The 13,101-nt window shown below is 48.1% G+C and carries 14 protein-coding genes and 1 other annotated feature; of the genes, 13 read left to right on the top strand and 1 reads right to left on the bottom strand.

Going from position 1 to position 13,101, the window contains the following annotated elements; all coding sequences use genetic code 11:
- The first annotated feature begins 105 nt into the window (after positions 1-105).
- Positions 106-762, top strand: a complete 657-nt coding sequence (locus BW42_RS09380) for a response regulator transcription factor (RefSeq protein WP_035410084.1) — start codon at positions 106-108, stop codon at positions 760-762.
- Positions 759-2,024 carry a HAMP domain-containing sensor histidine kinase gene (locus BW42_RS09375; RefSeq protein WP_035410080.1) on the top strand — a complete coding sequence of 422 codons (1,266 nt, stop codon included), beginning with the start codon at positions 759-761 and terminating at the stop codon, positions 2,022-2,024. The genes BW42_RS09380 and BW42_RS09375 overlap by 4 nt, the downstream gene beginning before the upstream one ends.
- Positions 2,025-2,284: 260 nt before the next feature.
- On the opposite strand, the gene BW42_RS09370 is transcribed toward BW42_RS09375, so the two are convergent.
- Positions 2,285-2,788, bottom strand: a complete 504-nt coding sequence (locus tag BW42_RS09370) for a hypothetical protein (protein ID WP_035410079.1) — start codon at positions 2,786-2,788, stop codon at positions 2,285-2,287.
- 137 nt (positions 2,789-2,925) lie between these two features.
- On the opposite strand from BW42_RS09370, the gene BW42_RS09365 reads away from it, so the two are divergent.
- From BW42_RS09365 to BW42_RS16440, 11 genes are all read left to right on the top strand, one after another.
- Positions 2,926-3,408 carry a hypothetical protein gene (locus BW42_RS09365; RefSeq protein WP_035410076.1) on the top strand — a complete coding sequence of 161 codons (483 nt, stop codon included), beginning with the start codon at positions 2,926-2,928 and terminating at the stop codon, positions 3,406-3,408.
- A 63-nt stretch (positions 3,409-3,471) separates the two neighbouring features.
- On the top strand, positions 3,472-4,302 hold the full coding sequence (locus tag BW42_RS09360; RefSeq protein WP_035410073.1) for a GNAT family N-acetyltransferase: 831 nt from the start codon (positions 3,472-3,474) through the stop codon (positions 4,300-4,302).
- 278 nt (positions 4,303-4,580) lie between these two features.
- Positions 4,581-4,973, top strand: coding sequence for a hypothetical protein (locus BW42_RS09355; RefSeq protein ID WP_035410070.1), 393 nt, complete (start codon positions 4,581-4,583; stop codon positions 4,971-4,973).
- A 62-nt stretch (positions 4,974-5,035) separates the two neighbouring features.
- Positions 5,036-5,273: a binding site (T-box leader), on the top strand.
- A 95-nt stretch (positions 5,274-5,368) separates the two neighbouring features.
- Complete coding sequence (locus BW42_RS09350; RefSeq protein WP_035410067.1) at positions 5,369-6,877, top strand: peptide ABC transporter substrate-binding protein; 1,509 nt, start codon at positions 5,369-5,371, stop codon at positions 6,875-6,877.
- Positions 6,878-7,044: 167 nt separating this feature from the next.
- The gene (locus tag BW42_RS09345) at positions 7,045-8,328 is read left to right on the top strand and encodes a methyl-accepting chemotaxis protein (RefSeq protein WP_035410064.1); all 1,284 of its coding nucleotides are present in this window, start codon (positions 7,045-7,047) and stop codon (positions 8,326-8,328) included.
- A 214-nt stretch (positions 8,329-8,542) separates the two neighbouring features.
- Complete coding sequence (locus tag BW42_RS09340) at positions 8,543-9,670, top strand: flagellin (protein WP_035410061.1); 1,128 nt, start codon at positions 8,543-8,545, stop codon at positions 9,668-9,670.
- A gap of 505 nt (positions 9,671-10,175) precedes the next feature.
- Positions 10,176-10,532, top strand: coding sequence for a flagellar protein FlaG (locus BW42_RS09335; protein WP_035410058.1), 357 nt, complete (start codon positions 10,176-10,178; stop codon positions 10,530-10,532).
- A 17-nt stretch (positions 10,533-10,549) separates the two neighbouring features.
- On the top strand, positions 10,550-12,121 hold the full coding sequence (gene fliD, locus BW42_RS09330; RefSeq protein ID WP_035410055.1) for a flagellar filament capping protein FliD: 1,572 nt from the start codon (positions 10,550-10,552) through the stop codon (positions 12,119-12,121).
- A gap of 15 nt (positions 12,122-12,136) precedes the next feature.
- Positions 12,137-12,505 (top strand): flagellar export chaperone FliS, encoded by a 369-nt coding sequence (gene fliS / locus BW42_RS09325; protein ID WP_035410054.1) that lies wholly within the window; start codon positions 12,137-12,139, stop codon positions 12,503-12,505.
- Positions 12,469-12,855, top strand: a complete 387-nt coding sequence (locus BW42_RS09320; RefSeq protein WP_231496899.1) for a hypothetical protein — start codon at positions 12,469-12,471, stop codon at positions 12,853-12,855. Before fliS ends, BW42_RS09320 begins: the two co-directional genes overlap by 37 nt.
- A 27-nt stretch (positions 12,856-12,882) precedes the next feature.
- A complete protein-coding gene (locus tag BW42_RS16440) occupies positions 12,883-13,059 on the top strand; it encodes a hypothetical protein (RefSeq protein WP_197026231.1) in 177 nt (58 codons plus the stop codon).
- Positions 13,060-13,101: the final 42 nt, after the last annotated feature.

The following is a 13,101-nucleotide window of genomic DNA, read 5'->3' as shown; positions in this document are numbered from 1 at the left end:
ATGGTAGAGGGTCACGAAAGAGAAGTTGTGAGGAAGTTGCAAAGAAACTGCGAAGAAAGGCAAATCTGGACAAAAAGGCGCTACACTAGGAGTGGAGGGATGACCATGAACGTACTATTGATTGAAGATGAACAAAAATTAGCGCAGGTGACGGCACGTTTCCTCCGGCACCATGCGTATGACGTAACGATTGCTGGTTCGTTAGCAGAGGCGAAGCAGTGCTTAACGACAGCGTTTGACGCTGTCTTAATCGACGTCCGCTTGCCGGACGGTGACGGTTGGTCGCTCGTGCCAAGTATCAAATCACAAGTCCAGCCGCCGGTCGTCTTCATGATGACCTCGCGTGGGGAGGCAGATGATCGTGTCTTCGGACTCGAACTCGGTGCCGATGATTATCTCGTCAAACCAGTCGTCCTGAAGGAATTGACGATCCGGCTCGAACGGGCATTAAAAGTCCGTCCGGTCGCCCGCCATACGTTCGGTGACTTGACGATCGATGAGAAGGGACGCCAAGTCAAAGCAGGAGAACAGGCAGTCAGTCTCGCGAAGATGGAATTCGAACTGCTGCTCTACTTCATCGAACATCTTGGTGAGGCACTGAGCCGGGATCAGATTCTTGATGACGTCTGGGGGTACGCATTCGGAGGCGATACTCGGACCGTCGACACGCACGTCAAACAACTGCGCGATAAGTTGCCTGTCATTAAACAACAATTGAAGACGGTCCACCGGGTCGGCTACCGATTGGAGGCGATTGAATGAAACGACGTCCTTTGATCCGAAAGTTCTTATACGCTGTCGTCGGTCCGTTGCTCGTGATGGGGGTTCTTAGTTTCGTCTTGACGGCGTTCCTCGTCAATCGGTTCGCAGAAGGTGAACGGTACGATCAACTCGCGCGGGAAGCGAACATCATCAAACAAGCGATTGAAGCCGACACGCCGATTCCGCGTGACATTCAAGGGTTTTTAACGACCGATGGATTGACGCAACGGATTGGCGCACGTGGACCGGCGGGACGGTTGCCACTTTTAGATGGGCTGAAGAAAAAAGACGTCATCGAAGTGCAAGACGAACGGTTGCTGACATATCAGCTGACCGTTGATGGAACCCGGATTACGACGGTCCGTCAAGCGCCGCTAGCAAGTAGCGCCCTCGACGGGGTTTACATCGCGATCGGACTCGCGTTACTGGTGACCCTGTTGCTGGCATCCTTACTCGCGTACTATATGGGACGGCACCTGACACGACCGATCGTGACGCTTCGATCCGTCGCTCAAAAGATTGGTGCTGGTGAAACGGACGTCGTCCTGCCAGCCCGACCGAAGGATGAAGTCGGGGAGTTGATCGACGCCGTCGATGAGATGCAGACACAGCTCAAACAAAAGGACCATCTGCAAAAGACATTCATTGCCGGCATCACACACGATTTGCGGACGCCACTTGCGATCATTCGAAACGAGACGGAGGCGCTTGCGGCAGGTGTCATTCCCGTCGCCGAACTGCCCGACGTGACGACGAGCATCATCGAGGAAACGGATCGACTCGGTCATCTGATTGATGAGACGTTACTTTATTCGAAGCTTGCCGGTGGACGGATGCCACTTGACATGACTGAGGTAGCGGTCGATGAATTAGTAACAGCGACGGTTGAACGCCTGCGCAGTACGTTCACGCTAGCAGGACTGACACTGGCGACGGAGCTGCAACCGGTTAGGCAATCACTTGATTCACGGATGTTCGAACGTGTCCTGATCAACTTCTTGATGAACGCCCGTTTTGCTTCACCAGTCGGCGGAACGGTCATGGTTCGCTTAACGCATGACGAAATGACGGTCGAGGATGAAGGAGCGGGTGTCCGAGCAGAAGACCGAGCAACGATCTGGGACGTCTATGTTAAACAAGAAGGCAGTGCCGGACATGGACTAGGTCTTGCGATCAGTCGGATGATTCTCGATAGTCATCAATTCGACTACGGTGTCCGCGACCGAAGTGGTAGGGGAGCGGTCTTCTACGTGCGATTTTGATTGGATAGAAGGGTAGAGGGTTTTGACGAACGATTCCGTCATCCTTGCTTTCCATAGGCGGGAGTAAGCCGCGGCATCTTGCACTCCGTGCCATCTGCCGGGTCTTACTAGTCCTTGATGAAAGTGCTATTGGCACTTTCTTTTCCTGTAGGAGTCGCGGGTGAGCTGCTTCGTTCTGAAACAGACATACGAAAAAGGAGAACAGTTTCCGTATCATACAGAAGCTGATCTCCTTTTTTTATGTTGGTAGAAGTTAAAGATCATTCGCCTTCGTTCGCATGAACAAGACTTGGTTTGACGAGGGTATAGAACTCATCGCTCATTCCGACACGGCTACCCATCTGGCAAGCGAGTTCGAGTGTTTCCTTATAGAAGTTCGCGACAAGATCATGGTTCTTGATGTGCTCATCTTGCATCGCCTTTTTGACCCCAAGGACGACTTTTTCGATTTGCTCATCGGCATCATTACGGACGGGCACGACGTTTTCCGGAAGATCGACTTCCTTATCGTGTCCATTGAAGCGGAACGATGCCCCGAATCCGAGGTGCTCGAGGAAGAAGTGTGGTAACAGTTTACTAGCGAAGAACTGATGCCATTCCGTCTCTTTCATCGCTTCCATGTCACGCTTGAACGACGTCGTTGCGAGTGCATAACGATCGTGTGTATCCTTCATGAACTTCTCGAGGATCGGAACCTGCATTGCAAACGCATTCTTGAGCAAGTTATCGAGTTGTTCTTGCGTTAATTGTTCTTGTTCAGTCATCGCTTTAACCCCATTTCATTTCGTTATCCTTATCGTAAGAAATTTAGACAATTCCGTCAAATCTTTTTCGAGAATAGAGTTTACCTATTTCACAAAAGGGAATCCATAACTATAGATCATTTTAAGGGGGAGTCAGAATGAAACGAATCGCAATGACAGGAGTCTTACTCGGAGCATGTCTGACTCCAGTGACGGGCTTTGCTGCAAGCAACGTAACGTATAGCAAAGGAGTCGTCGCGAACAAGACGTTCGGCTATACGGTCAAGACGACGGATGCGTTGAAAAAGGCAATCCAGCAAGACAAGGTCGAATTCGTCAAGAATAAGACCGTTAAATCAAAATACGGTGTCGTCACGCGGAGTGGTACGTTCGCGTTGTATTATAAAGTCAAAGGAGCGGATCAGCTGCTCGTCAATTTGAACTACGAGCCGAAGAAGCTCTCGAAAAAACAGTTCGACCGTGAAATCGGATATGGTACATATCTCGGGACGAAAGGTAGCAAAACGTACTACTACGTCTTACCAACGGAAGCCGTCAAAGGCGCTGTCGGCAAAAAAGCGATCGAGAACTTGATCGTTAAGGACGTCCCGCAGATGATGAAGACATTCAAACTGCAATGAGCACTAGCTTTTGCTAGTGCTTCTTTTGTTCGTTCGGTATAGTTGAAAATGAGGTGAATGAATATGGAATGGAACGTCACAGACGTCAAACAAACAACAGATGTATTACAACTCGAAAAATGTGTTAACGATCACGATGGCATTGAATTAAAAGTCGCAGCCGATTGGGTCGGCGAGAACGATTTCGCAATCTATGATGGCGAGCAACTCATCGGGTACTTACAAGCGTTCGCGTACTTACCGACGGAGTGGGAATTGAATGTCTTCGTTGATCCGGATTACCGGAAACAAGGCATCTTCACGGCACTTGTTGAAGCAGCACGGGCGCGGGCAACGGAAGCAGGCGTCGAAGCATTCACGTTCGTCATTGACGACGCGAGTGAGTCAGGTCAAGCTGTCCTCGAAGGATTAGGTGCTGAGTACCGGATGACCGAGTACAACATGATTTTGAAAAAGGCGCAGCTGTTCTTGAAAGCAGATCCGGATTTCGAATTACGCGAAGCGACAGCGGACGACCGCCCGTTCATCGTCGAGACGCTCGGCAAATCGTTCGGTAACACGGACGAAGAAGCAGAATCGATCTATCAAGCGATTGAATCCGACGACCGGATCACGTTCATCGGCGTCGCTAATGGCAAGCCGGTCGGTGTCATTCGTGCCTATCTCGCTTCCGATACACAAGCGAGCATCCATGCGTTCGCGGTTCGTCCGGAAGCGCAAGGTAATGGTTACGGGAAGAAGATGCTGAAGCTGATGGTTCAAGCGTTGTTCCGGACAGGTCGGACACAACTCGAACTCGACGTCGAGACGGATAATGATCGTGCGCTCGATCTCTACAAAGAGGCAGGGTTCGTCGTCCATCGTGGCTATCAGTTCCACGTGTTGGCCGTTTAATTGAAGTAAACATCACGACTTTTCCACTCGCTTTCCTCAGGCGAGACACAAGCCGCGGCGCTGTCGTCTTCGACGCAGAGCCGGGTCTTGTTCGTCTCTGACAGCGCGAACGCGCTTTTTCCTGTAGGAGTCGAGTGGACGTGTGATGCATCATCAAAGAACGGTCTGCGGATCGTTCTTTTTTATGATGATTAATACAGAAACTAAACAAAAACGTTGGAACCTTTTCTGCAATCCGTCGTATACTAGACATATGGAAAAAAAGAGGAGGCGACGTCATGGAGAGTCGACAGGATTCATTGCGGACGTTGAAGTGGGTATCAGGTGGAATGGAAGCGGTGCTCGGGATTCCGCTCTTAGGTGGTTCAATCGTCATTTTCTCAGGTTATAATGCCCTGTGGTTGATGCTCGCGTTCCACATCGTCGTCGTCGTATTGACGGCACGTGCCGGAAATGTCTCAAAAGGGAACATCGTCGGGATCGTCGCATCAACGGTCGGTGTCATTCCGGTCGTTGGGATGTTCTTACACATGGCAGCAGCGATCACGATTTTGGTCGATGCAGCACTCAGTAACCGCATCGTTACACGAACACATGTCAAACACGTCGAACCGATTCAACCACGACCGGTCCGTCGGGAGCAAGAAAAACAAGAAGACCATCCGTTCTGAGTTTTTTTCGTTGACAGCGAAAAACAAGCCGTGTAAAGTAAACAACAAGTTAAGCCATATCAATTACATCGATGACGCGGAGTAAGTATCGTCAACACTGCCGACCAAGCGAGTCAGGAATGGTGAGAGCCTGACACGGTAAGCTGAACGAGAATGGACCGCTGAGAGCCTGTTGAACCTTCGAGTAGACAGGACGGTTGCCCCCGTTACCGGGCTAGCTGGTTGTTGGACCAGCGACAAGTGGAGACGATTTTTCGTCTCAATCAGAGGTGGCACCGCGCGGATACAGGCGTCCTCTATGCATTAGCTGTTAGCTATGCATAGAGGACGCCTTTTGTTGTACGTCAAATGCCGAATCATCCAACGCTCATCATATTTCTCAGGAGGCACTACACATGAAAAAAACATTGATCGCAGCGGCGAGCACGGCAGTTTTACTCGCAGGATGTGCAACGACAGAACCAGCAGAAGATAAACAAGCGGATAAGAAGGTCCTGCATACGATGGAAAGTTACGATCTCCTGTCGGTCGACCCGGCAGATGCCATCACGTCAAACATCTTCAACCAAATCTACGAAGGACTCTATCGCTTCGATGAGAAGAATGAACTCGTTCCGGCGGCAGCAAAATCACATAACGTGTCAGAGGACGGGAAGGTCTATACGTTCAAGCTTGACCCGAATGCAAAATGGTCAGACGGAAAACCTGTCACAGCGGAGAACTTCCGTTATGCGTTCGAGCGTGTCGTCAAAACGAACTCACCGTTTGCTTACTTGCTTGAGCCGGTCGAAAAAACGACGGCAGTCGACAATGAGACACTCCAGATCGAATTGAAACGTCCGACGCCGTACTTCCTCAGCATGACGACGTTCGGCACCTATATGCCGGTCCGCGAAGATATCGTCAAAGCAGAAGGCGACCAGTTCGGAACAGATCCAAAGACGAACGTCTACAACGGACCATTCACGTTTAAGAAATATCAAGCCGAGCAAGGTTATACGCTCGCGAAGAATGCTGAGTACGCAGACCGGAAGAACGTCAAGATCGATGAAGTCGACGTCAAGATCATCAAGGATCCGATGCTTGCGATCAACTTATTCGAGTCAGGCGATCTCGATGTCGCACCACTCAACTCAGAGAACGTCGTCACGTACAAAGGGAAAAAAGAGTACAACACGTTCAGTGATTCGCGGATGTTCTTTATCCGGATGAACGAAAAGACGGATGCCTTAAAAGACAAACAAACACGTCAAGCCATCGACGCGGCATACGATAAAAAGGCGTTGACGGAGACGTTGCTCGGAAACGGATCACTCCCTGCTGACTACATCGTACCGCAAGAACTTGATCCGAAATACGATAGTGCGCGTCAAATCGAATCGTCGTACGATATTACGGCAGCAAACAAAGTGCTGGCGAAGCAAAACCTTGAGTTGACGATGTTGATTGAAGATGACGACATCTCGAAAAAAATCGGGGAGTACATTCAAGGGGCGTTGAAGAAGCAGAACGTCGACGTCAAACTGTTGTCACTACCGAAGAAAGAGCGTCTCGCCCGTGAAGGACGAGGGGATTACGATCTGTCACTCGCGAGCTGGGCACCAGACTATCAGGATGCGACGACCTACCTGAACTTGTTCACGACAGGTAACCCGTTCAACATGATGGATTACTCGAATAAACAGTATGACCGTCTTTTGAAACAGGCTGAAAGTGAACTCGATCAAGACAAACGTCTTGCCTTACTCAGTAAAGCGGAAAGTGTGTTGCTCGACGATCAAGCGATCTCACCTGTCTACCAACGGAAGAATGCTTTCTTGCAAAACACGGAAGTCACACATCTTGCCCGCCACAATGTCGGAACGGATATCTCATATAAGTATATCGGGATTGAGCGGAAATAATAGTACGGCAACGAGTGATGGATGAAGCGGTCCATCACTCTTTTTAATGGATTTTGTCATATCGCTGGAAATCGCTTTTGAAAATCAGGTCAACTGACTTAAAACGGTTACAAAAGAAACCGATAGAGAGGACGGTGAAAGAAGATACAGGAAAGGAAGTTTCGGTTATGCGTAAATTACGAAGCAACTTGAAGGTACGGTTATTCTTTTGGGTCTTGGCGATCTCAGTCATCACGAGCGGCATCTCAGCCCAGCTTGTGCTTTATCTCCACAGGGGACTCGATGTCGCGGATACGAACGCAATCTGGATTGGAGCAGGGATTGGCTTACTGTTATCGTTGATTGGAACGTCGTTGACGCAATTAATCCTACGTCAACCCATCAAAGCAATCGAAAAGGCGACAGAGACAGCACGCGAAGTCGCGAACGGCAACTTCAATGTCGATTTCGAGGAAGCGAAGCGCGGAGATGAAGTCGACCAACTGATGCACGAACTCGAAGTCATGGTTCTACATATCCGCAAACAGGCGACGCAGATGGGGAGCTCGAGCGATAAGCTGACAGCGTCCGCGCAAGAGATTGCAGCAGCAGTCCAGGAAGGCAATGCGTCGGGTGAAAGTATTCGTTCAGCAATGGCAGAGCTGTCCGCGAAGATGAATGAGAATGTCGATCAAGCGTACTTGTCGATGGATGCCCTCGGTGCCGTTAAACGGACGATGGATGAAGTCGCGAAAGAGATGAACGAAGCGCTGAAATCAGCGACAGTCATGCAGACGGAAGCCCAGAATGGAAAGACGCTTGCAACCGATTCTGTCGAAGCGATGCATATGATTTCGAAGAAGATGGAACAGTCAGCGACACTGAACGGTCGTCTGACGGATATGACAGGCGAAATCTCGCGGATTACCGATGTCATCAGTGATATTTCGGCACAGACGAACTTACTCAGTTTGAATGCGTCGATTGAAGCGGCACGAGCGGGCGAAGCAGGGCGTGGTTTTGCCGTCGTCGCAGCAGAAGTAAAAAAACTCGCGGAACAGACAGCGACATCCGCAAAAGAAATCACTGACTTGATTTCCGGCGTCAAACGTCTTGTTAATGACACGGCGAACGCAATGACGGATGTTCAAAGTGAAGTGGCGACAGGTGTTGGACTTGTTGAACAAGCAGGCTCGTCGTTTGAAGAGATTCATCATTCGACAGAGAATGTCTATTCACGCGTTAAATCGGTTGATCAACTTGTTGTCAAATCGGATCAGGAGATTGATCAGGTTGGCTTAACGACAGCGAACATCTTGGCAATGGTCGAGGAAGCGTCAAAACACGCGGAACAAGTCTTGCAGGCGTCAAGCCATCAAGCAGCATCACTCGGTGAAGTCAATGGGGCGATGGAAGAACTTGTGGCGGTAGCGGAACAATTACAAGCAGAGACGGGTGCGACGCGTCTTTAAACTACGAGAAAATCGTACGTTCGATATGGATGTGCGATTTTTTTTGTATTTTTTGAAGAAAGTTATTAAACATTTCGAGCCGACGACGATATATAAGGTAGAAGCAGTCATCGACTAATTCTACCGTGTCACCCTTGGGCCGGCCAGGGGGCACATCTCGGAGAAGACGGATCTTCAAAGAGACAAAAAACATATCCTATGGAGGGAAATTACAATGATTATCAATCACAACGTAACTGCGCTTAACACGCATAACAAACTTTCGAGTGCTACTGCAGCTCAAAGTAAATCAATGGAGAAACTCGCTTCAGGTCTTCGCATCAACAAAGCAGGCGACGACGCAGCTGGTCTTGCAATCTCTGAAAAAATGCGTGCACAAGTTCGAGGACTTGATCAAGCTGGACGTAACGCACAAGATGGCATCTCACTCATTCAAACAGCTGAAGGTGCATTAAATGAAACACACGATATCTTACAACGCATGAATGAATTATCTACACAGGCAGCAAATGGTAATCTACAATCAGAAGATAGAACAGCAATCAGCGATGAAATTACTCAGTTAAACAGTGAAATTGATAGAATCGCAAGCTCAACAAACTTCAATGGTAAAAAGTTATTAGATGGTACTTTTGGAGTCCAATTAAATTCTGCAGGCACTGGTATCGCTGTTGGGAGTCAGGGAGTAACAGCAATTGACATTAGTGGTGCTAAAGCATCTACGACATTTGATTTAACAGCTGGCACAGGTGCTGGTCAATATGTATTAACAGCAGGTGGTAATTCGCAAACTGTAACTTTAGCAGACAATACATCAGGAACATTAAACTTTGATAAACTTGGTGTTAAAATTTCTTTGAACGGTACTCAGACAAGAACTGCAGTTCTTGCTGCTGCTAATGGTGGAGCTGCCGGTAAAATCGCTACTGGTGCTCAAGCAGATGTAAATATTCAAATCGGAGCAAATACTAGCAGTGATGAGCGCCTTGGACTTTCTATCTCAGCAATTAATTCAACAGCGTCTTCTTTAAACACTGGAACTATTAGTGTTGCAACAGATACTGACGCAAGAGCTGCAATGGATATCACTAAGGCAGCAATTAATAAAGTTTCTGCTGAACGTTCTAAACTTGGTGCAAACCAAAACCGTCTCGAGCACACAATCAACAACCTCAAAACATCTTCTGAAAACCTAACAGCGGCTGAATCACGCGTTCGTGACGTTGACATGGCGAAAGAAATGATGAATCAAACAAAGAACTCGATTCTTGCACAAGCTGCACAAGCAATGTTGGCTCAATCGAATCAGACACCGCAGGGCGTTCTCCAACTCCTTCGATGATTGATTCTACCGGGCGTCTAATCTGGTAACGGATTAGATCATGACTGGGTGAATTGCTGGAACTCCTGAGAGCCTTGATGTACGACAACGTGGCTGGAAACGGCGAGCGTGACCGTTCTGAAAAACATCAAGGATTGGACAATCAGCAGCCAAGCACCTGTAGGGAAACCTTGGTGAAGGTTCAACGACTAGGATAGACGACCTAATGGACTTGTCCGATGGTTATGAAATCCGTACTCCGTAAACGGTGGGGGAAGTGCCCAGCTCCTTGAACTTCAAGGATGAAGATATAGTCTTATCATTAGCGAAAGCTAATGCGCGTAGCAAGCGAACCAACAGCCGCAAGGCGTTCTCCAATTACTCCGTTAATCGTAATTGGCACATATCGATTGTTCAGGTCACGGACTCGTTCCGTGGCCTTTTTTGTTTTGTTGTATTTGAACTCTAACAAATTAGATGAATTGACCGATATACTACATAGAGAACAAATAAGGAGTGACCGACTATGAATTCCATTAATACGGAAATTCGCCTTCATCTGCCTTCGAACGTCCTACCGTACGAAGCGACACGTAATGTGTTTGTGGAAGCGAATCAGGAAGCACTAGCAGAAGAAGGAGTCGTTGTCCTACCGACACCCCAACACGTTACGAAACTTGAAACAGCGATGGAACAAGCGAATATCAAGCTCGAACTGCAACGGACAGGACTTAAATTCGTCAAGCATGAAAAATTAAACGAATATTACATTCAAGTTGTTGATACGAACAATAACGTCGTGCAAGAAATCCCAAGTAAAAAAGAACTCGATTTCTTTGCGGCATTCATGGAATTTAATCAATTAATCGATAAACGGATTTAACGGAAAGGACTGATTGGATGGCAGGTATTCGACTGAGCGGTTTAGCAAGTGGGATTGATACAGAAACGATGATCAAGCAATTGATGCAGGCGGAACGGGCGCCGGTCGATCGGTTATCGCAAAAGAAACAGACGCTGACATGGCAACGCGATGCGTATCGGGAGATGAACCGGGCATTGCTTGACTTCCGGACAGCGGCAAGCGATATGCTGTTATCGAAGAATTATCAATCAAAAACTGTCACTAGCTCCAATGCAACGGCGTTGACGGTAACAGCAAGTCCGAGTGCATCAGCTGGCAGTGTGACGATTGACAGCATTGATCAGCTCGCGAGTGCCGCTTCGGTAACTATGGTCGCAGCAAGCGGTAAGAAAAGTGATGCAACACTGGAAGAGAGTGGATTGTTCACAAAAGACGCAGATGGAAAAATTAATGTGCAAATCAATACCTTCGATGCAACAGGAAAAGCCGTAACCGAGACATTGCAGCTTGACGCAACACAAAAGATCTCGGATTTGACAGCGGCAATCAATGGTAAAGCCAGTCTTGGGATGAACGCGGTCTTCAATGATTTAACAGGAAAACTCGTTTTAACAAAAACGAGTACCGGTAACTTAAACCCCGTAGGAGCCGATATCTCAATTGTTGATGCATCAGATAATACTGCGAAGGTGAATTCACAAGACAGTACATTCGGTCGCGAAGGGAAAAACGCCAAGTACACGATTGGTGGACAACAACTCGAACAGACGACGAATACGTTTACGCAGAACGGTCTGACGATAACGTTGAACAATGTCACGACGACAGCGACGACAATCAATACGACGCTCGATACACAGAAAAACTTCGACTCGATCAAGAACTTCGTCGACAAATACAATGATGTCATCGATAAGATGAACAAAAAAGTCCGTGAAGAAAAGTATCGTGATTTTCAGCCGTTGACGGACGCTCAGCGCAAGGAACTCAGCGAAGATGAAGTCAAGAAGTGGGAAGAGAAAGCGATGAGTGGTGTCTTGAAGAACGATAGCTACTTACAGGACGGGCTGAATCAGTTCCGTAGTGCGATCTCGTCGAAAATCGATACCGGTTATTCGTACACGTCAGGAACAGATACGATTCAACTCCAGTACATGTCGCAAATCGGGATCACTTCAACGAGTGACTTCCGGGATGGTGGGAAGCTGAAAATCGATGAAACGAAACTGAAGAAGATGCTCGAAGAACAACCGGAAGGTGTCTATAAACTATTCACAGCTGATGCCCCTGAACCGACGAAGGATGCGCAAGGGAACACGATTCCCAATCCAAATGGCCTCGACGGTTTCGTCCGTCAGATTCAAGGATTTGCGACGACACTCCGTGATAAGATTTCCGGTGTTGCCGGACGGGATGGAGCGGTTGCGACGACGTATCGACTCGGGAAATCACTCGCTGATCTCGATAAGAGCATGCTGTCATGGGAAGACAAGCTAAAACGAAAAGAAGACAGTTACTATCGCCGATTCGCGGCGATGGAACAAGCGATGAACCAAGCAAACAGTCAGTCATCAACGCTTGCTGGCTATCTCGGACAAGGACAATAAAAAGGAGGAAACGCGATGAACCCTTATGCGACGTATCAAACGAACTCGGTAACGACAGCGTTACCTCAAGATTTAACACTGATGTTATACGAAGGACTGATCAAATTCTCGATGCTTGCAAAACGAGCGATCGAACAGAAGATGATTGAACAAAAAAATACGAACATCCAAAAAGCGCAAGCAATCATCAGTGAGTTGCAATTGACGCTTAATCAATCGATTGCGCTATCGAAAGACTTGAATAGTCTTTATGACTACATGCAAACACGCCTGATTGATGCTAACGTCAAAAACGATTTAGTGGCAATCGACGAAGTGATTGGCTTTGCCGAAGAATTCCGCGAGACGTGGAAAGAAGCGATGAAACTCGCACGGCAACGATGAGTCCGCTCGATCCGCTTCGCCTGAAGACGAAACGACTGATTGAATTACTTGATCAAACGCCAAATGAAGAGACGTATGACGAATGGATCGAGAAGATTCAGGGTCTGCTGAACGAACGGGAAGCGTTCATCGCGGCACACTCGAATTTGCTAGCTGGTGCCAATCAAGCCGTCATCCAGGAACTCGTCGCTGATAGTCGGAAAATCGACTTGAAATTATCAGCAGAAACGGCTAAATTAGGGGTACAAATCAGTCAGTTGCGTCAGACGCAAACGAGTCGTAAATCGTACGTCGATCCGTACGAGGAAGTCGATCATAGTTTTTCACCGTATTTTGATTCTCGTCAGTAACTTTCTTGTATGAGGGAGGGATCTTTCGTGACCAAGCGGGAAGACAAAAAGCGTCCCGTACCGCAGCCATATTTCCAATCGGATGGCTCGTACGATCAGTTCATTGAACCGGATGTTGAATCGGAATCATGGGAAGAATTCGACCGCCCTGTCTCCGATGCACCAGATGCCTATGAAGAAGAAAAATACCGTCGTGAGTCGTAAGCGTATAACACAAATACCGGTCAGGCCGTGGAGCAATTCCTC

Source organism: Exiguobacterium sp. RIT341 (assembly GCF_000632205.1).
GTDB lineage: Bacteria > Bacillota > Bacilli > Exiguobacteriales > Exiguobacteriaceae > Exiguobacterium_A.
Note: the sequence above shows the minus strand (reverse complement) of the source record. Positions and strands in the feature narration are given on the sequence as shown.